This is a genomic window from Rhizobium sp. NPDC092011 (assembly GCF_044756305.1).
Classification (GTDB): Bacteria; Pseudomonadota; Alphaproteobacteria; order Rhizobiales; family Rhizobiaceae; genus Rhizobium.
The window spans coordinates 1,021,647-1,044,354 of the sequence record NZ_JBIVSO010000001.1; the positions used below are offsets into that span (position 1 = coordinate 1,021,647).

General features: G+C 59.5%; 20 protein-coding genes. 11 read left to right on the forward strand and 9 right to left on the reverse strand.

Features of this window, described 5'->3' with window-relative positions; genetic code table 11:
• Positions 1 to 4: 4 nt before the first annotated feature.
• A complete protein-coding gene (locus tag ACIQJ2_RS04755) occupies positions 5 to 1,207 on the forward strand; it encodes an ABC transporter permease (protein WP_400665295.1) in 1,203 nt (400 codons plus the stop codon).
• 252 nt (positions 1,208 to 1,459) lie between these two features.
• Positions 1,460 to 2,929: a hypothetical protein gene (locus tag ACIQJ2_RS04760; RefSeq protein WP_400665294.1), complete on the forward strand. Its 1,470-nt coding sequence runs from the start codon at positions 1,460 to 1,462 to the stop codon at positions 2,927 to 2,929.
• On the opposite strand, the gene ACIQJ2_RS04765 is transcribed toward ACIQJ2_RS04760, so the two are convergent.
• Together ACIQJ2_RS04765 and ACIQJ2_RS04770 are read right to left on the reverse strand one after the other, a co-directional pair.
• The gene (locus ACIQJ2_RS04765) at positions 2,882 to 4,024 is read right to left on the reverse strand and encodes a glycosyltransferase family 4 protein (RefSeq protein WP_400665292.1); all 1,143 of its coding nucleotides are present in this window, start codon (positions 4,022 to 4,024) and stop codon (positions 2,882 to 2,884) included. The genes ACIQJ2_RS04760 and ACIQJ2_RS04765 overlap by 48 nt on opposite strands.
• Positions 4,021 to 5,433, reverse strand: coding sequence for a lipopolysaccharide biosynthesis protein (locus ACIQJ2_RS04770; protein WP_400665290.1), 1,413 nt, complete (start codon positions 5,431 to 5,433; stop codon positions 4,021 to 4,023). Before ACIQJ2_RS04770 ends, ACIQJ2_RS04765 begins: the two co-directional genes overlap by 4 nt.
• A 241-nt stretch (positions 5,434 to 5,674) precedes the next feature.
• On the opposite strand from ACIQJ2_RS04770, the gene ACIQJ2_RS04775 reads away from it, so the two are divergent.
• The 4 genes from ACIQJ2_RS04775 (at position 5,675) to ACIQJ2_RS04790 (ending at position 11,571) form a co-directional block, all read left to right on the forward strand.
• Positions 5,675 to 7,840, forward strand: a complete 2,166-nt coding sequence (locus tag ACIQJ2_RS04775; RefSeq protein ID WP_400665288.1) for a GumC family protein — start codon at positions 5,675 to 5,677, stop codon at positions 7,838 to 7,840.
• A gap of 2 nt (positions 7,841 to 7,842) precedes the next feature.
• Positions 7,843 to 8,976, forward strand: a complete 1,134-nt coding sequence (locus ACIQJ2_RS04780; protein ID WP_400665286.1) for a glycoside hydrolase family 5 protein — start codon at positions 7,843 to 7,845, stop codon at positions 8,974 to 8,976.
• A gap of 60 nt (positions 8,977 to 9,036) precedes the next feature.
• Positions 9,037 to 10,578 carry a hypothetical protein gene (locus tag ACIQJ2_RS04785; protein WP_400665284.1) on the forward strand — a complete coding sequence of 514 codons (1,542 nt, stop codon included), beginning with the start codon at positions 9,037 to 9,039 and terminating at the stop codon, positions 10,576 to 10,578.
• A 108-nt stretch (positions 10,579 to 10,686) separates the two neighbouring features.
• On the forward strand, positions 10,687 to 11,571 hold the full coding sequence (locus ACIQJ2_RS04790; protein ID WP_400665282.1) for a hypothetical protein: 885 nt from the start codon (positions 10,687 to 10,689) through the stop codon (positions 11,569 to 11,571).
• Between the two features lie 158 nt (positions 11,572 to 11,729).
• Here the strand turns inward: ACIQJ2_RS04790 and ACIQJ2_RS04795 are convergent, their stop codons facing one another.
• The 4 genes from ACIQJ2_RS04795 to ACIQJ2_RS04810 form a co-directional block, all read right to left on the reverse strand.
• The gene (locus tag ACIQJ2_RS04795) at positions 11,730 to 12,962 is read right to left on the reverse strand and encodes an FAD-dependent oxidoreductase (RefSeq protein WP_400665280.1); all 1,233 of its coding nucleotides are present in this window, start codon (positions 12,960 to 12,962) and stop codon (positions 11,730 to 11,732) included.
• On the reverse strand, positions 12,959 to 13,768 hold the full coding sequence (locus ACIQJ2_RS04800) for a WecB/TagA/CpsF family glycosyltransferase (RefSeq protein ID WP_199146876.1): 810 nt from the start codon (positions 13,766 to 13,768) through the stop codon (positions 12,959 to 12,961). The genes ACIQJ2_RS04795 and ACIQJ2_RS04800 overlap by 4 nt, the downstream gene beginning before the upstream one ends.
• A gap of 608 nt (positions 13,769 to 14,376) precedes the next feature.
• Positions 14,377 to 14,991, reverse strand: coding sequence for a TetR/AcrR family transcriptional regulator (locus ACIQJ2_RS04805; RefSeq protein WP_199146874.1), 615 nt, complete (start codon positions 14,989 to 14,991; stop codon positions 14,377 to 14,379).
• Entirely contained in the window at positions 14,976 to 16,439 is a 1,464-nt protein-coding gene (locus ACIQJ2_RS04810) for an amidase (protein WP_400665277.1), read from the reverse strand. The genes ACIQJ2_RS04805 and ACIQJ2_RS04810 overlap by 16 nt, the downstream gene beginning before the upstream one ends.
• Positions 16,440 to 16,581: 142 nt before the next feature.
• On the opposite strand from ACIQJ2_RS04810, the gene ACIQJ2_RS04815 reads away from it, so the two are divergent.
• On the forward strand, positions 16,582 to 16,857 hold the full coding sequence (locus ACIQJ2_RS04815) for a type II toxin-antitoxin system ParD family antitoxin (RefSeq protein WP_199146872.1): 276 nt from the start codon (positions 16,582 to 16,584) through the stop codon (positions 16,855 to 16,857).
• Positions 16,844 to 17,188 (forward strand): type II toxin-antitoxin system RelE/ParE family toxin, encoded by a 345-nt coding sequence (locus ACIQJ2_RS04820; protein ID WP_199146871.1) that lies wholly within the window; start codon positions 16,844 to 16,846, stop codon positions 17,186 to 17,188. Before ACIQJ2_RS04815 ends, ACIQJ2_RS04820 begins: the two co-directional genes overlap by 14 nt.
• Before the next feature lie 28 nt (positions 17,189 to 17,216).
• Here ACIQJ2_RS04820 and ACIQJ2_RS04825 read toward each other — a convergent pair whose 3' ends face one another.
• Positions 17,217 to 17,858 carry a transglutaminase-like cysteine peptidase gene (locus tag ACIQJ2_RS04825; RefSeq protein WP_400665274.1) on the reverse strand — a complete coding sequence of 214 codons (642 nt, stop codon included), beginning with the start codon at positions 17,856 to 17,858 and terminating at the stop codon, positions 17,217 to 17,219.
• Positions 17,859 to 18,097: 239 nt separating this feature from the next.
• Positions 18,098 to 18,808, reverse strand: a complete 711-nt coding sequence (locus ACIQJ2_RS04830; RefSeq protein WP_400665272.1) for an SDR family oxidoreductase — start codon at positions 18,806 to 18,808, stop codon at positions 18,098 to 18,100.
• Positions 18,809 to 18,882: 74 nt separating this feature from the next.
• Between ACIQJ2_RS04830 and ACIQJ2_RS04835 the strand changes: the two genes are divergently transcribed.
• From ACIQJ2_RS04835 to ACIQJ2_RS04845, 3 genes are all read left to right on the forward strand, one after another.
• Positions 18,883 to 19,842 (forward strand): LysR family transcriptional regulator, encoded by a 960-nt coding sequence (locus ACIQJ2_RS04835; RefSeq protein ID WP_400665270.1) that lies wholly within the window; start codon positions 18,883 to 18,885, stop codon positions 19,840 to 19,842.
• A gap of 423 nt (positions 19,843 to 20,265) precedes the next feature.
• A complete protein-coding gene (locus ACIQJ2_RS04840; RefSeq protein ID WP_400665268.1) occupies positions 20,266 to 20,760 on the forward strand; it encodes a MarR family winged helix-turn-helix transcriptional regulator in 495 nt (164 codons plus the stop codon).
• Positions 20,757 to 21,437, forward strand: a complete 681-nt coding sequence (locus tag ACIQJ2_RS04845; protein ID WP_400665266.1) for a GNAT family N-acetyltransferase — start codon at positions 20,757 to 20,759, stop codon at positions 21,435 to 21,437. The genes ACIQJ2_RS04840 and ACIQJ2_RS04845 overlap by 4 nt, the downstream gene beginning before the upstream one ends.
• A 51-nt stretch (positions 21,438 to 21,488) precedes the next feature.
• Here ACIQJ2_RS04845 and ACIQJ2_RS04850 read toward each other — a convergent pair whose 3' ends face one another.
• The gene (locus ACIQJ2_RS04850; RefSeq protein ID WP_400665264.1) at positions 21,489 to 22,700 is read right to left on the reverse strand and encodes an MFS transporter; all 1,212 of its coding nucleotides are present in this window, start codon (positions 22,698 to 22,700) and stop codon (positions 21,489 to 21,491) included.
• Between the last annotated feature and the right edge of the window lie 8 nt (positions 22,701 to 22,708).

Here is a 22,708-nt window from a genome sequence, read left to right on the forward strand (position 1 = left end):
TTCCATGTCCTCCAGTATCAAGCAAATACTAGTGATGATCCGGGCCAGCCTTTTCAGCCTGCCTCGCCGGCTGGCGATCTCGATCTCCATGGCGCTGTCCATCGCGCTCGTCGTCGGGGTTCTCGCTGGCTTCCTCTCCATGGCCGCCGGCTTCGAGGCGGCCTTGCGGGCGGCGGGCTCTCCCACCGTTGCCGTTGTTCTTGGCGGTGGGACCAATCAGGAAATGGGTTCCGATATTCCGGCTAGCGTCATTCGAACCTTGGAGGCAATGCGTGGCGATATGGGAACCACGCGCGATGCGGCCGGAAATCTGGTCTATTCCCGTGAAATCGTCGTTCCGGTCGAAGTTCGGCAAGAGGGAAGCGAAACTGCCAAGATGCTGGCCCTGCGCGGCATGGATTCGACGGGACCGTCGCTGCGAGACGGCGTTACTCTTTCAGCCGGCCGCTATCCCCGGGTCGGCTCGCGTGACATCGTCGTCGGCGATCGCCTTGCGAAGGGAGCCCGCTCCCTCGCCATTGGGCAACAAGTCCGGCTAGGCCCGGTCGAATGGATGGTGGTCGGCCATTTTTCCGCAAATGGAAGCGCTTTCGAATCGGAAATTTGGGGTGATCTCGATGCTGTTCGCTCGGCATTCGATCGACAGGGAGAGGTTCAGAGCATGAGGCTCAGGCTTATCGAACCGAGTTCGATTCGACAGTTGCAGGCAGCGCTTGGCGGTATCACGGTCTCGCCCCTGGTCGCAGTATCCGAGGTTGATCTCTACTCGGCACAATCTTCGGGTACGGCCAATCTCATTCGCATGTTCGGATGGCCGATCGCGCTCTTGATGGCGCTGGGCGCCACGGCGGGTGCGCTCAACACGATGATGAGTTCCGTCTCGGATCGTGCCGTCGAGATTGCCACGGTGCGAGCTCTCGGATTCAGCCGGCTTTCCGCTTTTGTTGCGACCTGGGTCGAAGCGATCCTGCTTTCGGCAATGGGGGCCATGATCGGCGTTGCCGCTTCGTGGATCCTTTTCAATGGCTGGCAAGCCAGCACGATCGGTGCAAACAATACCAGCATGGCATTTCAATTGACGGTGGACAGAGGAGTGATTGCCATCGCCGGTCTTTTGGGGTTGGCCATCGGCGTAATCGGCGGCGCGCTGCCTGCTCTTTCCGCCACGCGTCTCCCGCTGACGGCTGCCTTGCGTGCCCGAGGATAATCCTTTCATCCGGCGTATCGGTAACGATGCGTCGGGTCACCGCTCTCACCGCAACCTATTATAGGGGATGGGCTCTTCGCAGCCTTGGCATGAGGTTGAATGCCCGGTTCCATGTGCCTGCCGATCCGCCATGGACGAATCTCGTCGTTTCCAATGCAACCCTGGAGTAACTCGAAAGTAAGCTTTGTTGGCCAAGCTATTTCCCATCTCGCCTGTGGGTCCCGCAGGAGGCAGTCGCGGACGGGAAGCGCCATGCCATCGATCGATATCATCGTTCCAAAAGCCGCTCCGCGCTTGTGGCAGCAGGTCATGGTTCAGCGACTTCAGGCTGATGGATACGATATCGCCATCTCGCACGATGCCGGGGCGACAGCCTGGCCTGCCATCGTCAATATTGCCTTGGCGCTCGAACGTCGCGTCTTCCGCAGGAGCGGCCCCGCTCTTGTCTCTCCCGTGTCGGAGATTCCGACAAAGGTTCGTCAGGAGCCCCCAACGCTGCGGCTGGACCTTACCGGCAATGCCGCCCTATCGCCTGTCCCTACCATCGCGCTCCGGTTCGACGGATCTCCGTTGGATAGTGCGGTCGCAACGGCAGTTGCGTCCGGCACTCTGCCTGTGATCGAGGCCGTGCTTGATGGAAAGACCGTGGTGGGAAGGGCCATGCCGATGGTCGACAGGCGTGAGTCTGCAGCGCTCGGCCTTGAAGACGTGCTTGCTCGCGCCATCACACTTGCCCTTTCGGTTGTGCGGGCTTTCATCGAAAATCGATCGGTCGTCCAAGATCTGCGGCCAGAGCCGACTTTGAGCGCTAGTGACGCAGCGAAGGGTTTTGTTTCAACCTATCTGACGGGAGCCCTGCCTCGGCTCGGCAGCGAGGCCATGCGGCGAGTGCGCTTCCGTCATGCCCATTGGCGCGTCGGCTATCGCTTCATCGATGGAGACGGGGTAGCGGCGACATCCAAGCTCGGCAATGGTTGGTCTGTCTTGCCGGACGCCGGGGATCATTTCTATGCCGATCCCTTTGTTTTCCATTGGCGGGACGAAGACTTCCTGTTCGTGGAAGACTATCCGCACGCAACGCGAAAGGCTGTTATCTCGGTCGTGCGTTTCGATGCCGATGGCAAGCCTCAGGCGCCGCGATGCGTCCTGGAAGAGCCGTATCATCTCTCTTATCCGCAGGTCTTTGAGCGGGATGGCGCGATCTGGATGCTGCCCGAGGCCAGCGCGAGCGGAAAACTCACGCTCTATCGCTCCGTGGAGTTCCCCGACCGTTGGGTTCCGGAGGCAGTGCTCCTAGACGGTGAAATTTCCGACGCGACATTGCTCGAACATGGCGGGCGGCTTTGGCTCTTTGCCACGAACCGCGACGGCTACGGCAGTACTTCCGATACGCTGGTGATTTTCCACGCCGAGAAACTTGCAGGTCCCTGGAGGCCGCATCCGCTGAACCCGGTGCTCATCGATCGGCGGATGGCCCGACCCGGAGGGGCCTTTATTCGTGACAACGGCAATCGCATCTTCCTGCCAATGCAGGATGGTACGCTCGGTTATGGGGGCGGTCTCGGTCTCTGCGAATTGCTGGAGTTGGACGAGCAGACTGTTCGTTTGTCCGCACCTCGGCCCATCGATGCGGTTGGCGATTGGCCCTATCCACAGATCCACACACTCAATCGCTCAGGCCGATTGGAGGTGATCGATGGGATTGCGGCCGTGCGAAAATGATTGAGCCGAGAGCAGCGCTTCATAGCCTGCGCACATTCTGGCTGGAGAGTACTGTTCTTTAAGTCGCTGCCCGGCGGCGGCGAGACTGGCCGCAAGCTGAGGCTTCGCCATGATCTCGGAAAGACCCTGCACCATGCCCGCTGTACTAGCCTCAACGAAGAGTGCTGCCGGTTCACCATCCTCCGTCGTCAGCACTTCCTGCATGACCGGTAGGGCGCTGGTCACGACGGGCAGTCCGGAGATGGCTGCTTCGACGGCGGCGAGACCGAACGTTTCCGTGGTCGACGCAAAAGCATAAACGTCGCCCGCCGCAAGAAACTCAAAAATGCGGCTGGGCGGAACTTCCCCTATGAGATGTAGCCTGTCCCTGACATGCTGGTTTTCCGCAAGTGTTATAATCGCGTCCCACTCTGGTCCGGCTCCGGCGATCGCGAGATGCATGTCGGGCAGATGTGCGAGCGCCCCGACGAGTGCGACCTGGTTCTTGGAGGGCGCCATGCGGCCGGACGAGACGGCAAGCCAGGCATGCTCCGGCAGGCCGAAGGCTGCCCGCGCAGTCGCCCTTTCGATTTGATGCAATGGCGTGGCGACGCCATGGTCGATCCGCAGGGTCCGCCGTCGGTAAGCCCCAGGGAATGCCGCGAATTGGGCCTCGGTCCAGCTCGAGTTGACGACATTGGCATGATAGAGGCCGAGGGTGCCCATAAGCTTGTCGATCTGCGTAAGGAGACCCCTCACACCTCTGGTTTGCGGGGCGCCGCTCTGGTTCGCGATGATCCGGCCCGCTCCCGCGAGACGCGCGCCGATCGTGCCGAAAATATTGCCATAGTGCTGGAAGGTAATGACTGCGTCCGGACGCTCGCGGCGCAGATAGTGAGCAAGGCCGCTAGCGGCCTTCATCTGACCGAGCAGGCCGTGCGGTGGTTCGGTCAGAATGAAATCCGCGTAGGGATCCCGATCATAGACATCCGTCTTCCGATACATGAACACCGTGCGTATCTGATGGCCGCGGGCGCGCAGGCCTTCGCCCACCATATCGGAAATGCGCTGCGCTCCGCCTGCCTCCGCCTGCGTCTGTACCTGGATGATTTTCATGTGCGACCTTTCAGAAAGGAGCGGGCGGCGAGCGCATCTTCTCCGGCGAAGAAGCCGAAAATGGATGGATTGATGCCTATGCTGCGCCGGGCGATGAACACGGCAGTAACGCACCAGACGCTGATGGTGCCGGCAATGCTCAAGGCTGCGCCGATCGGTCCGAGCAGATAGGTCAGAGCCGCTGTTGCGCACAGCCCAAGCACGTTGACGACGACGAGCAGCTTGAAAAGCGCGTGTTGCAGGCCGGTCAGCTGCATGAGGATTTCGGTCGGGCCGCAGGCCGTCCCGATCGTCGCACCAACGCCGAAGATGATCAGCGTCACCTGCATGGTCGGCGTGGCATAGGCTGGATTGAAAACCGATAGGATCAGATTCCCGAAGACGACGAAGACGACCAGCACGGACAGTGCGATGGCGAAGCCCGCGAGGGCGGCAAGGCTGGTGATGCGCTGAACATGCGGCCTGTCGCCGCTATGAAAGGCGCCAGAGATTTGTGGGGCAAGCGCCTGATTGATGCCGTTGAGGGCCAACACCACGAGACGCATGGTCCGGTCGGCGACGAAAATCGCTCCGGCGGCCTCCGGGCCAAGGATGGCAGCAACAAGCAGCGTGCTCGCCTGACTGAGCGCAGGCGGCAGCGCCGTTACACCCCAAAGGCCGAGCGTAACGGTCTTGAACTCCCGCTTCTGCTCCGGGCTCAATGGCCCGCGTTTCATGCGGATCGTATCGCGAAACAGGACGATCGTTTGTGGAGCGATCGAAAGAAGCAATAAGCCAGCCGTCAGATAGGTTGCGGTCACAGCGCTCATTTTTATCTGCATGAAATGAGCGAACACGAAGACCGGGATCGCAATCGCGCGCCATATGACATCGCGCGGTAGCAGGGCGAATATGAGGGCGTTTTTGGCGCGCAGGGCGCAGGCCACGAATTCCGACCAGCCGAGGGCAAAAGCAAGCACGCTTGCCGCTATGCAGATCGATCGCCATTCCGGCATGTCGGCGCTGGTCAATGGCAGGAATGCGATCACGACGATGACGAAGCTGAATCCGACGAGCCCGGCCAAGGCGACAAGGATGGATCGTGCCATCATGCCGTTTGCAGAGTTGAGGTCGTTGTTTCCGGCATATTGCGGCCAGAAGCGAAGGACCGCGCTATGCTGTCCAATCAGCGAAAAAAACGAGGTGAGACTCGCTCCGGCATAGGCGGCGCTGTAGAGGCCGAATTGCCGTCCGTCCGTCGTCATGGCGACGGCCACGAACATCAGGAACGACAGGCCCGCGCTTACAAGCTTGATGATGCTGGCGACCGCGCCGCTCTTGGCGAGCGCGCCCACCGACAAGCGCAGGTTGTCCGCAGGAGAAGCTGCTGCGGCCGATAAAGCGTCACGGCTGCTCGTTTTGTCGCCCAATATCGTGATCCTGCGTCGTCCGGTCCTGGCTTCAGGGCCTGAAAGTCCGAGAATAGAATGTATCTCTAATATCGTAAGTTCTTATGCTGGAGCCAGAACGAACTCGTAACATGGTTACTTGCGAATACCGGTTCGGATCACACGCTGGGGTGTAAATTCAACGGATGATTAATATTATTCACTAATACTGCATTTAGTGATGTGCGATGCGCCGAAAGCTGCGGCTGCGAAGAGGGACTAGATGAAGCCGTTTAGCATTGACGAGCGCACACTTCCGCCGCTGTTCGATGTCGGGGCCGTATGGACCATCCTCTGGCAACGCAAGATGACCGTTCTGGCAAGCACATGCCTGCTGCTCCTGCTGACTGTCGCATATCTCGCCGTCGCCAAGCCGAGCTATACGGCGACCGCCTCGATCATGATCGACCCCCGCGATTCCCACGCCACAAACTTGAACAGCGTGCTGCCCGGAATCGGCAGCGATAGCGCCGCTATTGCAAGTCAGGTCTTCGTCATCGAATCGCGCGATCTGTTGATGAAAGTCTTCGAAAGCGAAGGCATCGCGAATGATCCGGAATTTTCCGGTGGTGGTCTGCTGTCGCTCGTCGGATTGGGCGGTGGTGCGCCAACAAAAGATGAGATCTTCCGGCGATTTCAGCGCGGCGTCACCGTCGAGCGAGCGGGGCTTACTTACGTTATCGATGTCAATTTCGTATCCCGATACGCCGATAAGGCTGCCCGGATCGCCAACGCCATCGTCAGTCGCTACAAGGCCGGCCTTTCCGGAGAGCGGGAGACCGCCAACAGCGACGTGAACTCCCTGCTTGCCGACAAGATCGGCGGCCTTCAGAAAAACGTCAGCGATTCCGAGCACGAAGTTGCCGAGTTCAAGATCACGCACAAGATCCTCGATGCTTCCGCCGGGGGCACGCTGCAGTCGCAGATCGATAAACTCACCGACCAATTGATCGCTGCGCGCAGCGACGCCGATCAGGCCAAGGATAAATACAATCAGGCGGTTGCCGCCGGCACGTCGCCCGCGGGCCTTGCCAAGCTATCCGAGATCCTTTCCTCCGAAGCAACCGTGAAGCTGCGCGAAAATTACAACCAACGCGCCTCGGATCTTGCCAATTATGAAGCCATGTACCAGCCGCGCCATCCGCTGATCAAAAGGCTTCGGTCCGAGCTGGACAGGATGCAGGGGCTGATGGCTGTGGAGGCGCAGCGGATCACGCAGGAGCTGAAGGCGAAATCCGATCTGGCTGCCCAAAACGTCCGGACGCTTCAGGCGAAGCTTGATGCGCTGCGTCAGCAGCTGGAAGGATCCGACGTCGCGCAGGTGCAGTTGCGGCGATTGGAGGCGAGGGCGCAGGCGGCTCGAACCGTACTTGACGATTTCCTGAAGCGCGCCGAGGAGACCTCTCAGATGCAGGGTCTCCAATTGCAGGAGGCCCGGGTGATAAGCTCCGCAGCGCCGCCGGTGCAGCCGACCTGGCCGAAGCCTTTGCTGCTGTTACCGGTCAGCGCTCTGCTCGGCCTCATCGTCGGATGCGGCGTTGCCCTGTTGCGCGGGCCGAAAAGCCAAAAGGAGAGCGATCCGACGACACCCATACGCAGCAGCCTGCTGGAGGTTGGATCTGAGAAGGAGGGTATGCTGGAGAAAGGGCGCTCCGAGCCCGTCCCAATCAGTTTTGGGGAGTACCATTTGCCGAGCGTGACCGGAGTTGGGGCTTACTCCAGCATTCGCGCGATGCGACGACGGTTTTTCCAGGCCGGAAATGAAGCCTTCTCGCGTGATGTGCTGCAGCTGATGCGACGCATCATTGGTCACCTCGAGGAGCACCCGAAGCCTTATATTCTGCTGATATCCTCGCTTCATACCCCGCTCACGGCACGGCTTGCCGGCGCCATGGTGGGTATTGGTCTTCAGCAGGCTGAACAGAAGGTGCTTGTGGTGGAATTTGGCAGCCAGCCGGGTCTGGAAACGCCGACGCGAAACGGCAATGGGGTCTTTGTCAGCGGCGCAAGCGGCCTTCGCACCGTCGTCTACAACATTGCCGCCGAGAAGAGCGCGGTATCGCCACCGCGTCTTACGATCGATGACATATTGGCTGAGGCGGGAGCTTACGACTTCGTCCTTCTGATGGCCCCTTCATTAGTCGGCGAGGGTTGGGAACCAGCTCTGTTTGCCGAGGCGGATCTTATGCTTTTCGCGCTCAGCCCCAGCGAAGACACGTCGGAAGTCGGAAACATGCTTCGGCAACGCCTTGACGTCGATCAGATCGAACGCAGCGCGACGCTTGTGATCGCACGGGATCCGGTTGGCGTCGCGGAAAGCCAGGTGGTGCAAGCCATTCGGCCTGAAGGCGATGGGAAGCAGGGCGGCAGGATCGTTGCGAGGCGGTAGGCATGGCAATCGGTCCAGGATCGGCGATGATGTCACGCAGGCGTGCCCTTGCATTGGCGGGCAGCTCGGTAATTGCGGCTCTTTCCATTCCCTCATCGGCAGTAGCGCAGACGGCGGGTAAACGTGCCGTTCCATCGCGCGGGTTCAATCTGCCCGGCTGGCTGGATAGAAGCGACGGCAGCGAGCCGAGCGAGGCAGTACTCGAAAAACTTCGTCATTTGGGTTTCGAGACCGTCCGGCTGCCCGTCAATGGCGATCTCATCGCAGGCGGAGATGCACCGGCGCTCCGCCGTATTCGAGACGGAGTGACGGAGCTCGTGCAGCACGGCTTCGCCGTCATTGTCGACATGCATCCTTCGGAAAATCTTCACGCCGCCTTGCGCCTTGATTTCGATGCCGGAGCTGAACGCGCCTCGCAGGCATGGACGGCCCTTCGCACCGTCGTTGCCGACCTGCCTGCAGCTTCGGTTTATCCGGAACTTCTGAACGAACCGCCGATGGAGAGCGAGGCCTGGCTCGGATTGCGCGATCGCCTTGCGGAGATTGTCCGATCCGGGTGCCCGCAGCATACTCTCGTTTGGGGGCCGTCTCCCTCGCAGGGCATATGGGAGATAGGTCAGACGCCTCCGCTTGCCGACGATAACCAGATTGCCGCCATTCACTTCTATGCGCCGACAGCCTTCACCCATCAATGCGAAACATGGGATGCGTCCCCTCTCGCGCGAATTTCGAACCTGCCCTTCCCGGCAACGAAGGAAACCCCAGCAGTCCAGGAGCGCATCAGGGCGCTTCGAGCGTCAGGCGACAAGCAGGCCTCGGCGCTGATCGAGGAACAGTTGTCGACGCCGTGGAGCGAAGCGGCGGTCGCTTCAGAGTTTACGAGGCTAAAACATTGGTCCGAGACGCATGAGTGTCCGGTCCTCATGAACGAGTTTGGTGTGCTGAATTTCTGCGTCGATGCCGAAAGTCGCGCGGCGTGGACTAGCGCCGTGCGCCGCGCCGCGGAAGCGCACCAGGTTGGCTGGGTCTATTGGGAGCTCGATCAAGGCTTCGGCTTCATCAAAAACAGGCGCAGTACCGATGGTTTTGACCCCATGATGACGGCGGCATTGCTCGGCAGCGATGGTGGTGGGTGAGATGTGGGCGGGGTGTCGTATCGCAAAGCGTCAACGAGCGCTGATGGATGGGAGCTGGCAATGAGCATTGCAGGTGGCCATGCCGGCGTTGAAACAGGTGCGGTGAGGGCGCTGCGCTCGGATGCCATGTTTCATCTGCTCGTCGCGTTGCTTGCTGTCGTCGCGTCGGTATCCGCCTTTGCGGTGTGGACGCCGTTCGGTGTTGCGGCCACCTTTCTTCTGACATTGGTGCTATCGGTCGCATTGCCCGGCTGCATACCGGTCGTGATCGCCTGCTCCTTTCTCTACCAAAATCTCGTGGTCGCGTGGTTCACGCCTTTCGTGCCCGATCACAACACGTTCGATGCGTTGCGCGGTGCCAACTTCGTCATTCTCATGACTGCCTTCGGCATTTTCCTGGCTGCTTCGTTCCAGTATCGCGTGCGCGCGTTGACGGAGTTGCGTCCGTGGCTGCTGTTCAGCTTCGCCTTATGCGCGACCGTTTCTTTCTACTTTGTGCTCGGTGCCGTTCATGGAGGCCCGAAGGACGCCGTCATCTACTTCCGCAATACGCTCACGCCGCTTGCCTGCTTCCACATCGCAATTCTGGCCGCGGCTCTCTATCCGATCGATTTGCGCAAGGCCATCTTCTGGCTCTGTGTCGGCGCGATTGCCTATGGCTATCTGGAGCAGATCTTCCGTATGGATTTCCTGAGCTTGTTCCATGGCGATCTCTATGTCCAGCGTGGCCTCAAGGCGCAGATCGAGTCCGGGATCTGGGAAAAGAGGCTCAGGGAAACCGGCTTCGTGCTCCGCGGCCTCGAAGATACGATGATGACGACATTCTTCAACATCAAGCTGTTGAGCGACCTGCTTCCGCCGATCTTCCGCAACGGCGGCCCGAATTTCCATCCGATCAGCTATGCCTATGGCCTCAGCATCATGTCCGCCTGGCTTCTGTTCAGGGGACGTTGGGTCGTACCCATTGTCGCGCTTCCGCTGCTGCTGGTCATCGGCTCGAAGGGGGCAACATTCATGCTGATTGTCGCACTCGGCGCGCAGCTGATGTTTCGCCCGTCGCGGGCGGAACTCACACTCACGACCGTGGTCGCACTGGCTGTGGTGTGGACCGTCGCCGCTATCGTTTTTGGTGCGACGCATGGCGACTATCACGTCCTGGGCTTGATCGCCGGCGTTCGTGAATTCCTGCACAACCCGTTCGGACAGGGGTTGGGGATCGGCGGCAATCTATCGAGCACCAGCCTCAATCTGGATTGGGATAGGGCTCAAGGCGAGGGTGTCGCTTCGATCCCGGTGGAGAGTGCCGTTGGCGTGATGCTCTATCAGATGGGATTAGGCAGTATCGTCTTCTTCGGCTTTCTGGTGGCACTCGCGATATCGGCGCGTCGCCAGCTGATCGCGACCGGCGACCCGGATTTTCTCTTCGCCTTCGTAGCCATCGTCACGATCACATCCAATGCCGTATTGCAGGAGGAGGCGTTCTTTTCGCCTCTCGCCCTCGGTTTCTGCCTTCTTCTCGTTGGCGTTTCGTTCGGCACGCGATGGCGCGCACTTGCGCTGGCGCGGGACATGCATGGCGGACACGGCGCCACGACGCAGTAGTCACTGCTTTGAACTGCGGCACAACAAATATTTGTTAATGATGATGTAGTAATATCTCCTATAACTTGGGTTATAGACCACAGTATCGGCAATATTCCGGAGTTTATCGTGGCTGTTTTAGGTGCTTATCCCCCTGGACTTGCTTGCAGGCCGATTGAGGACAGCGATTGGGAAGGCATCATCGAATGCCTCGGCAGGAATTTCCCGACGCGCCCGCGCAGCTACTGGGAGCGGGCCGTCGCCCGCATGGAGAAGAGGCCCGTCGTTCCAGACCTGCCGAAATATGGTTTTGTTCTGGATATGTCAGGGCGTATCGTCGGCGTTCTGCTGGCGCTCTATTTTCTGCATCAGGGACAGGAAGGTGATGAGATCCGTTGCAATCTCTCCAGCTGGTCGGTCGATCCGGAATACCGCGCCTTCGCCGGGAAGATGGTGATCGCGGTCCTGAGAAAGAAGAACGTCACATACATCAATGTATCGCCGGCGCCGGGAACGGAAAAGGTTAACGAGGCGCTTGGCTTCCGCCGCTATTCGGAGGGGCAGCTTGGCTTTTTCCCGCTGCTCAGTTCGGCGCGACGCGGCTACCGTGTGCTCGAGGCCCGCTCCGACCTGCCCGAGATGTCGATGCTCTCGCAGGGAGATAGGGATATCCTGCTCCAGCACGCCTCACTTGATTGCCTGTCGCTGATCTGTGTGGGTGAGGGGAAAGCATTCCCTTTCGTGTTCAAGACGCGCCGCGTGTTCCACGGGATGGTTCCCTGTGCCCAGGTTATCTATTGCCGATCGCAGGAGGAGCTAAGCCAGTGCGCCGGTGTGCTCGGCCGCTACCTGCTGCGCAAGGGCGCCTTGCTCTGCGTTGTCGACGCCAACGGGCCGGTGCGTGGGCTGACGGGCCGGTATTTTGCCGGAAGCGGCGCGAAATACTTCAGGGGGCCGAAGCCTCCGCCGCTTGGCGATCTGACATTCACCGAAGTCGTCATATTCGGATTCTGAACGCGGTGCTTGCAGTTGCGAGCTTGCGCCCCGCAGAAATTGCCGTCATCTTTACTAAAGCGCGTCGCGATCTCTAAGATTCGCTTTACGCGCTTTAGCTCTTTGATTTCACGCATGTCGTAGCCGCAAAACCGCTGCACACTTTTGTGCGACATGCTCTAGGCAGGTGAGCGGGCTGGAGATTTGACATATCTTGCCGCAAGACGATGCAATTTCGTCGCAAGTGCAGGGCTCAGGTTCGCGACCGCATGCACTGCGCGCCGCCGCAGAAAATGGATCTGGCGGCGCGTGCGCCAGCGCAAATCCGTATTGGTTGCGAGATCGCGGCGGAGCGCGGCCAATTGCAGCGCGAGGGCGTCGCTTTCCTGCTTGTAAGGATCGCCGTAATAGGCCGCGATCTTAGCGCGATCGAAGGCGGATGCGGCCATCCATTGCGGTATATGGACCGTGCATAGCCGCTCCACATCCGTCAGCAAGCGACTGACCCCAATCTCGGTTGCCGGACAGGAGGACTGAAAGGCATCCCCGATCAGGACGACGCCATCCTGCTGGCAGTTGTCGGCAATGGTGACGTCTGTAAGCCAGCTGTCGACCGTACCGACGATCTCGAAATCACCGATGGTCTCGCTGAGGAATGGGAAGGCTGTCACGAGCGTGTCCTTCGGGCTCTCGTGAAGCGATTTGATCCACGGGTCACACGGATCGCGGAAAACGAAGAGATTGGCGCGTGTCCCGCCGGGGACGGGAAACAGGTTCATATGATCGATGCCGTCCGCGACCCCGTGATAGGTAAGGGCGGCATGACGGAAACTCTTTGCTCCAACCGGACGAAGATTGAAGCCGAAAGCGAGCGAGCGCTTTTCGGCAACGGATCTGCGCGAAATTCCGAGATCCCGGTGCAATAGGTCACCCATGCCCGTGGCGAGTACGAGAAGCCGCGCCGTAATCTCATCGTGTCCAAGGATTGCAATGCGCTGGCGCGCGGCACCTGTCTGCACCCCATGCACCTGACCGAAGATCAAGCTCACATTTGCAGGCAATGCAGTTCGGAGCGCGGAGACAAGCTTGTTGTAAAGGAATCCAAAGTGGCGACCGTTCGTCCGATCCAACACGCGTCCCTTATGCATGTGGACCACGTCGTCAAACGCAACAGCTGCGGCGGACACCGGTCCGAGAAGTCGAAGCCGTTGCAGCGTCTCGACCTGGTCGCCGCTTATCTTCTCGACGCGAAATTCCTCGGGGATGATGCGGTGGCGGTCGATGAGTGTCACGCGATAGCCTGCCCGGCCGAGTATGCAGGCAGCGAGAGTACCGGAGAGCCCTCCACCGACGATGGCTATGTCCGTATCGGTTTCAGTGGCAGGTCGCCCAAAGGATTGCTTGATGGTCATTTCGAGAACCTCAGGATCGCGTAAATGGCATAGGGATTGGTCGTGAAGTACCGCCAGAAAAGCCTGCGCGGCTCCATCAGCACGCGCCAGCACCACTCGAAGCCGGCTTTTTGCACCCAGAGCGGCGCTCGCCTGGTTTTCTGCGCGAGATGATCGAAAAGGCCGCCTGATGTCTTGATGACCCCGACATTTGCAAGCCGGGCGGCAAAGTCGTGTACGAAGATCTGCTCTCGCGGAACGCCAAGGCCGAGCCACAATATATCGGGAGCGAGCGCATTGATTTCGTCGAGCTTCCGCTCCAGGTCCTCCCCGGAAAGATAGCCGTGGCAATGGCCGGCGATGCGCAGGTTCGGATAGCTCTCGCGCGTGGCGGTCACAGCTTTCTGGTTCTCCGTTTCCGAGGCCCCCAGCAGATAGAAGCTGACGCCTTCCTTCTGCGCGAGCTCGGCGACGTCGTGGAACAGGTCCGTCGTCGCCACGCGCTCGGGTAGCCTCCGACTGCAGAGCCATCGCGAAGCCATGACAAGCGGTTGGCCGTCGGCAAGAATCTGATCGGCCTCGCGGAAGAGCCTGGCAATGTTTTCGTCCGCATGAACACGGGCGACGACCTCGCCATTGGCGGAGGTGAAATAGTGTGGTCGATTATCGCTACGGCGATTCCGCGCGACTTCGATCATAAATGAAGCGGCACTGCGTCGATCGACGACGGTGATGGGCAACCCCCCTATCTGGACGCTTGGGAAGGCGAGGGCCTGCTGTCGCAACGGATAGGCCGATCCATATTGATTTGCGTCTATAATTTGCATCTTGCCTTCCTTATCGAAAATGGCTTCTGAGGAGGCAGGGCTTCTGACGGACGCTTGTTCGCCACCGAGATACGACATGTCGTCGCCATCAAAGGTTGCAGAGACGGTGTCTGGCTGTTTTGGGATGCTTGTATCAATATTGCCCACGATCATTACCCCTTGCTTGAGTAATGGGTAGCTAATATTCGGCCGCGAGTTAAGTTGTTTATTAGTATTTAGTTAATGTCTAAAGTTCTAACAAAATAACATGCGTATATAATGATATTGTATGCGACGATGCCTGTAGGTGGGTGAGAAAATTACAGAATGAATACATGTAGTTAGATTTTGAACCGACGCCGTTCAAAATCGATGTTCGTCTGTTGCTGGGATTGCCCGCGCTGGCCGAACAGAATCAGGTAACGGTGCCATTGCTTTCGCGCTGAAGGTGCTGCGTGCCGGATTCAGACAGCACAAGGTCCAGTATTGGCATAAACGGGATCAATCGCGTGAGGTCGCCCCTCGCCAAGTCGATGGTCGGGCGATCGATACAACCAGCTTGGCAATTTTGCCGCGCCTGATCACGGAAGATCCTAGCCTGTAGAATTCGGGGGGCCGAGGCTCCTGTTTCAGGAAGGATTTAGCAAAGCCTGCAATCCGGCAAGCTGATAACGCCAGAACACAGCAACCGCTTGCTGGATGGCTATCGGCTCTCGATGCGCCTCAAGAATATCGGCGATCATGTCGACCGTGCGGGCAAAAACCCTGTGCAAAACAAATCTTGCGGGAGAGGGAAGGGCGCCGCTTCCTCCTCGTTTCTGTGCATAGGCGGAGGCCAGCCGTTCCATTTCATGGATCATCATAGTCCTCACGCGTTCGTAGCGGGTTCCGTGAGAGCCGCGCAGAAGGATGAGGACGGCCGGGCGGTGTTCTATCCAGAATGCGAGCAGCGCGCGCGCAGCGTCGGAGCCGCTTGCCGTCGCACGCTCCCAATCATCCAGCCTTTCGAATTCTCTCAGGCGAATCCGCAAGAGCCGCAGCAGTTGCGCGGCGATGGGCGCAGTGACGATGGCGTTGAACAGGCTCTCCTTGTCGTCGAAGTATTTGTAGATGTTGCCGGTGCTGATCCCGGCTCTCACCGCCACGTCGGCGAGTCTTGCGGCCGTGAAACCCCTTTCGGCAAAAATGGCGCCCGCGGCTTCGATGATGCGATCGCGCACGTCGTCCTTCAGCTTCTGCGGCATGCCGTCACCTCTGGCAGAGCGATGAGATCGGCGAACCAGGGAGCGGCCTCTTCGAGCTGGAGCGCTAACGAAAAGAGGAGGTCGTCCCGATCTTTGGCCGCGGCGAAATGGCACCCGATCGGCAGGCCGTTTGGCGCGCGATAAAGAGGAACCGACATTGCCGGCCATCCCGCCAGCGATGCAACAACCGTATACCCCGCAAGCTTGGAGATGAATGCATCCGCTTCCGCCGATGCCTGGTTGGGACCATGCAAGCCGAGCGGAAAGGCCGGCATCGCGACAGTCGGGGACAGCAAAACGTCGATATGCGTGAGTGAGGCATCGGCATCGCGCTCGGCTAGATGAAGCGCCTCGACCAACCGCGTAAGGGATTGAGGCGAGACGCTCTCGGCCCGGCGGGCCAACTCAAGCGTATATGGCTCGAACAAATCCGGATTGAAATTGCCGCCCAGCATGTGTCGCAGTTGGTTCAGCAACTGGCCGATGCCATAACCGGTAAGGGTGAAAAAAGCCTCGCCGGTTGACCGCGTATCAATCGCCGGCCCCTTGACCTCGATCACATCGTGGCCCAGGAGCTGGCAGAGTGAGATCGCCTTTTCAAGCGCGGCCTCGGCATCCGCGGACGGTGCCACGCCGAAGCAATCTGGCCGATAGGCGCCAATCCGCAATCGCTTCCGTTGTGACGCCTTCAAGTCGGATAGCGATGGCAGGGTGTCTTTTCGATCTTTTCGCTCGGTGGCAACCAACCAGTGATAGCTGTCGCGAACAGAGCGGCTGACGCAGTGTTCGGCGATCAAGCGTGTCGTTGGCATGTCGGTCGGCATGCCGTTCGATACCGTGCGTCCACGGCTGGGCTTGAAGCCGAAAAGCCCGGTGAAGGAGGATGGCCCTCGAATTGAACCGCCGCCATCAGACGCATGCGCGACTGGCACCATACCGGCGGCAACGGCGGCGACTGCCCCGCCCGAAGATCCGCCTGGCGATCGTGAGACATCCCAAGGGTTACGCGTTGCCCCATTGCTGAGGGTTTCGGTCGTGCCGAGCAGGCCGAACTCGGAGGTCGCGCTCTTGCCGAGAACAATAAGACCGGCAGCGTCGAGTGCCTCCGTATAAGGTGAACCCGCCGGAGATTTCTGGCCTGCGAACATGCGCGTCCCGAATGCGGTCGCGTGGCCAGGATAGGGCATCAAGTCCTTGATCACCGTGGGAACGCCGGCAAATGGGCCAGTTGTTGCGCATTCGGCTGCGCGCTTGCGAGCAAGATCGAAATCCACGGATGCCAGCGCGTTCAGCTGCGGATTGACCCGCTCGAGCCGCGCAATTGCCGCTTCGACGAGTTCAAGAGGCGTGATCTCACCGCGCCGAACGAGTTCCGCCTGGGCGGTGGCATCGAGCAATGTAAATTCGTCGGGCATATGGATTGGGGTTGCGGCGTCAGCATGGTTCATGATTTCGCTCCTAAAAACAAATAGAGAATTTACTATTCATTATTTGGAGTCAAGGTCGTCTGAGAGATTGAGCTTTGGAAAATCGGTGAGCTTGACTCGTATGCGACTGAGTAGCATCTTGTGGGGCAAAGGAGCACGCCGAATGAGTGTCAAATCATCGATCTCGCTGACCGAACAGCAGGATGCTTTCGCCCGTTCGTTGGTGGAGACAGGGCGTTATTCGAGCTTGAGTTCGGTTCTGCAACAGGGCCTGGAGCTCCTGCGCCAGAAGACCGAGGCGGAGGCGGCCGAGACGGAAGCCCTTCGCGCCTTGATCCAACGCCGATTGGAGGGGCCGAAGATTTCTGCTGCCGACATGGAAGGGCGTATCGAGGATATGATAGAGCGAAAGCAGCGAGCCTTGCGTGTGGGCAGTTGAGTATTCCCGCGCTGCCATCCGCGATTTCGACTTGATCTTCGATCATCTGCTGGCTGCCTATGGCGGCCTCGGCGACGCCTCGGAAGAGGCCTGGGCGCGTGCGGCCGACCGATTGCGCCGGCTTCGCTCTGATATCGACCGATTGGTCGATACGCCCCACATCGGCACACTGCGGCCGGACATTCATCCCGGCATCCGCTTCCTGCGGCGCGACAGGGCCGCTATTTGGTTTTTACCCGACGAGGCGCGGCAAGTGATTGTCGTTGCTGCCGTTTTCTTCGGTGGCCAGGATCATATCAGGCACATGCTGGCGCGGATGCTGGAAGAATAGGCTGCAATGGCAGCCTCGTTGCGGCAGCCTAATTCGTCATGCTCGCCACGACAGTCGGCTTCTGGATGATGTCGACCCAACGGCCGGTATCGTTGATCGCCTGCCGCTTCAGGTAATGATAGGGCGTCTGCGTCCAGTTTTTCACCTGATCGGTCAGGTTGTCGAGGATGAAGTCGCCGCGATCGGTGCGCACTGTGACGATGGCGTGTCCCTCTCCATCAGGAAGACGCACCACCGTGATCAGCAGGTTGGCAAGCGATATGCCCTTGTTCATCAATTCGCGGCGCTTTTCCAGAGCATAGTGTTCGCAATTGCCCATGCCGTCGTCAGGGTAGTTCCAATATTGCACCACGCCGTAGTGATCGAGATCGCTGACGGGCTTGACCCACTTGTTAACTGAGGTGTTGACCTCGACGATTTCGTCCCAGGTCTTCTGCGTGATCTTGATGGGGCGCAGATCGCTCGGGTGGATCGAGCATTCGTCGGGACGCCGCTGGCAGAAATCATAGTGCCCGATCGGCTGAGACGTGATCGACCCCGTCGACATGACCGGACTTGGAGCCGCCGAGGCGCCCATTTCCCAGGCCAGGATCGTTGTTGCAAAAATCAAGGCGGAAAGAATGCTCTTTCCTGCGGAAAGCAGGCTGGTTGGCCGGACGACGCAAAACATACAAACGCCTTTGCCCAAAGGAACTGTGTTAACGAATCGTTAAATTTTTAGCTTTCCTGAGTCAATTTGACTCGTCGCGGAACGGCCGCAAATCTTAACAGATGGTTAACGCCGTGGGCGTGGCTAGAAAGGCATGGTCAATCCGGTTTGCAGGGGGAAGGGGCTTGTCTCACGACCCGAAGCCCAGCACACCCGGGCTGTGCTGGGGTAGTCTCCTAGATGAAAGGTCGGGGTTTCACTCAGCGCATGGTGTAGCCGCCGTCGCAGAAGAGCGTGCTGCCGGTCATGTTGGTGTTGTCGAGAAGGAAGAGGGCTGCATGGGCCTGCTCTTCGACCGTGGCCGGTCGTTGCGTTAGGGAGATCTTGCTCCAGTAGTCGTAAGCCGGTCCCCTGACATCATCGGGGCGATTGCGCCACAATTCGCTATCCGTCGTCCCGGGGGAGAGGCAATTCACCCGGATCGGATTGAGTTCGAGCGCGAGACCTCGCGCGAGCCCCTCAAGCGCCGCATTGCAGGCCGCATAGGCCGGCGCGCCGACCGGCCTTGCCGAAGCGGCGCCCGACATCAGCACCACAGACGCATCGGCGCGCAGACGCGGCAGAGCCGCATGAACGGCGCGAAACTGCCCCCAGAACTTGGCTTCGAACAAGCCTTCGTTGGTTTCCAGGTTGCCGTCTCGAAAGGTGCCGGTCTTATAGGAAGCGGCAGGGGTAAACAGGCCGGACAATTCCGATGCCTCGGCAAAGAAGTGATCGAGCGAGCTACGGTCGGTGATTTCGACGGTGCGTCCCGATGCGGCTGGACCCAGGGCGGACAAGGCTTTGGCGAGGTTTTCGGGAGAGCGGCCACCGATGAGCAGGCGGTCTCCCCGTTTTGCGAGTGCATGGGCAAGCGCCAGTCCAATGCCTGACGTTCCCCCGATGATGGCGTAGATGCGAATATTGCTCATGAGGCGACAGTATTCACGCTTGTTTCGCTGTTAAAGCGACAAATAATCCTTATATTGCCGAACAGAATTCGTGAATGGCAATCATGCGACATCAATCGGGCGATGATATCGGGGTTTTTCTGGCCGTCTGCGAGGCGGGGAGCTTCGTTGCTGCCTCGGCGCGGCTGCGACTTTCCGCTTCCGCGGTCGCCAAGGCGATCGGGCGCATCGAACAACGGCTGAATGTCAGGCTTTTCAAACGGACGACACGCAGCCTGCAGCTGACGGCAGAGGGCGCCGCCTATCGCGATGTCTGTGGGGCCGCCTGGCGCGATGTTCATCGGGTCGAAACGATGCTCACAGGTCTTTCCGACGAGCCCGCTGGCATCCTCAATATCAGCCTGCCGCCGCTTTTCGGCGCTCAAATCGTGACCCCCGCCCTCTATCCGCTCTCACGCAAATGGCCACGGCTGACACTCAACATCGACAGTTCCATCGAGCAGCTTGATCTTTCCAATGGCGAAGTCGATCTCGCTGTTCGCATTGGTGAACTGCCGAACACCGGCGGTCTGGTTGCCCGCCGTCTGGGATTGCAACATCTGGTCCTTTGCGGCTCCTGCGACTATTTCACTGGCCGCAAACGGCCGGAGACTGTCGACGATCTCATCACGCACGATCTGATCGCCGGATCGACAAGAGGGCGGCCGGCGCCGTGGCAGTTCCTGCAGCCGGACGGGGGATTGTCGACATGGCATCCGAAGGCGCGCCTCCTGCTCGAAGGCAGCCTCCTGACACTTTCGGCAATCAGATCCGGAGAGGGAATTGGCCTGGTGCCCTATTGGCTGGTGCGAGACGAGATTGCGGATGGCCGCCTCATATCGGTTCTGCAGGAGCGCGTCGCCGGCCATTTGCCTGTGCATGTCGTCTGGCCGGCAGCGCCCTTCCTCCTGCCTCGCCTTCGGGCGGCGATCGATGCGATCGTCGAAGCTGTTGTGCCCGCATTGAACAACGGTGCGGAAGAGATGAGCCAGCACCTCACTGCCCTTCGGCGTTAGAGACTGGCTACGGTCTTTCCGCTGGGCGCTTGGAATTTCCTCGCCCGCAGCCAATCTCTCGCCGCAATCGGCAAGCAAAAGCGTCGCTTCCTGCAGGTGCGGCCTGCGTGGAATGCAGGACCGGGCGCGGAAGCGTTCCAATACGAGGAGCGAACCCCCTTTCGCGGGCCGGTCCTGTTTTTCCAGTAAGTAACGTCGGACGGCAAAATGGAGAGCTTCGACCTCTCCTCGAATTGCCTCAGACGGCGTTCTTTGCGGTAAGAAAGCGGGCCGGCGATACCGGCCATCTTGCGGCGAAGCCGCAAAGCCACCCGATAAGATCGCAAAGACGTCATCAATCTCAAAGCCGCCGTTGACGGAGATCCAATAAGCGCTTATATAACTGGATATATAACTAGTTATGTATATAATTGGAGAGCCACATTGGTAGAAGATGTCGTCAGATCACTCGGCTTCCTTTGCCTGGGCAGCCGCCTGCGTCGCATTGGAGAGCGATTGCAAGCCGATACCCAGCAGATCATGGAGGAGTGTGGCGTCTCCCTTCAGGCTGCACAATATCCGTTTCTCGCAGCGCTTGACCGTGCAGGTCCATTGACGATCGGCGAACTCGCGCAGGCGGTCGGTATCACGCAGCCGGGCGCGACGCGCACTGTCTCCCAACTGTTGGAGACGGGCCATGTCGACATGCAAACCTCGCCGGAAGACCAGCGGCGGAGGCTGGTTTCATTGACATCTAAGGGGCAGGACTTGGTGGACTATTCCAGGCAGTCGGTGTGGCCGCTCGTCGAGCAGGCTGTCGCCGAGCTTTGCGGCGATTTCTCGGGGCCGATCCTGCAACACCTTGCCAACATCGAAGACGGACTTGCCGCTGTTCCGCTTGCCAGGCGGGTCAATCCAAACAAGGAGCGGAAATCATGAGCCACATTCTCGATCGTCCAGTCTGGAGCGCTCTTCGAACCGCCCATGCAGCACTGGCCGAAGGCGGTGAAGATGCGCGACGCTATCCGCCTTCGATCGTGCCTTTTGCCGCTTCTGCCGATAATTCTGCCGGAAGTCTCAAAGCGCTTGAAGACCTGCCTGCCTCGGGTGAGGTCATGGCACTTGTCGAGGCCGAACCGATTGCAGCCTTGCCGGAATTGACGACCGTTTCCGACGCCAAGCTCGTGCAGATGATTGCTGAACGGCCCTATCCTCGGATTGTCGACAGCGGCATCATGCCACTGACGGAGACCGACGCGGAGGACATGCTTGCGCTTGCCACATTGACCAAGCCGGGGCCATTTACGTTACGCGCCCAGAGCCTGGGCGCCTTCTGGGGCATGAAGATCGATGGTCGGTTGGTCGCCATGGCCGGCCAGCGCATGCGCCAGACTGGTTTTGCCGAACTCAGTGGCCTTTGCACCCATCCGGATTTTCAGGGGCGTGGCTTCGGCAAGCTGTTGTTCCGATTTGTCGCGGGCGAGATTTCGGCAAGAGATGAGACGGCTTATCTGCACGCCTATGCTGCGAACAGTTCCGCCATCTCGCTCTACACCGCTCTCGGTTTCCGCCTGCGCGCCGAGATGAACTTCCGTATCGTCAAACGCGATGGCTGAACGAGATCCTCGCGCCATCGGCAAGGGCCTTTTTCAAGGCCCTTGAAGTATTCAATCTTCGACGTTCGGCAGCAGGATGGTCAAGAGACCGATCAGTGGCAGGAACGCGCAGAGTTCGAACACAAATTCGATGCTTGTCCTGTCGGCCAGAGCTCCAAGGGCTGCGGCACCAATGCCGCCCATGCCGAAGGCGAAGCCGAAGAACAGGCCCGAGACCATGCCGACGCGGCCGGGCATCAGTTCCTGCGCATAGACGACGATTGCCGAGAATGCCGATGCAATGACCGTGCCGATGATGGCGCTGAGGACGATGGTGACCTCCAGGCTCGCATGCGGCAGGACGATCGTGAACGGCAAGATGCCGAGGATCGAACCCCAGATGACCTTCTTGCGTCCGATGCGATCGCCCACCGGGCCGCCGATCATCGTGCCGAAAGCGACTGCTGCGAAAAACACGAATTGGCAGAGCTGCGCCGAGCGCTCGGAAAGGCCGAACCGGTCCATCAGGTAAAAATTGTAATAGCTGGTGAAGCTTGCGAGGTAGAAGTACTTCGAGAAGATCAATGCGATCAACACGGCAATGGCGACGCCGACACGGGTACGCGACAGGGTCAGGGCCTTGTGCTTCCTGCCGGATTTGGCCGGTGCGCGAAGGTTTTGCCCATTCGTCTGATACCAACGTCCAAGGCCGCTCAGAATGAGAATGCCGAAGAAGGCGAGGATGGCAAGGAAGGCCATGCCGCGCTGTCCATGCGGCAGGATGAAGAAGGCAGCCAGCAGTGGGCCGAGCGATGTACCGAAATTGCCGCCAACCTGAAACACGGATTGCGCGAAACCATGTTTGCCGCCGGATGCGAGGCGGGCAATGCGCGATGCTTCCGGGTGGAAGATCGACGAGCCAAATCCGAGGAGAACGGCGCCCATGACCAGAACCCAATAGTTCGGCGCCAGCCCCAGCGTCACCATGCCTGCGCAACTGCAGGCCATGCCGAAGGGAAGAGAATAGGGCTGCGGCTTGCCGTCGGTGTACCATCCGACGAACGGTTGCAGGATCGAGGCGGTCACCTGATAAACGAATGTCAGCACGCCGAGTTGAGCGAAGCTCAGGCCGAAACCGGCCTTCAGTACTGGATAGCTTGCAGGCAGCAATGATTGCGTCACGTCATTGATAAAATGGCCGAGACTGGCGACCAGCAGGATCGGGTATATGGTGGTAGCCGCGCGGGGCGCGTTGATGACCTGGCTCATGGCACTCGCTTTCAATTCGTCTT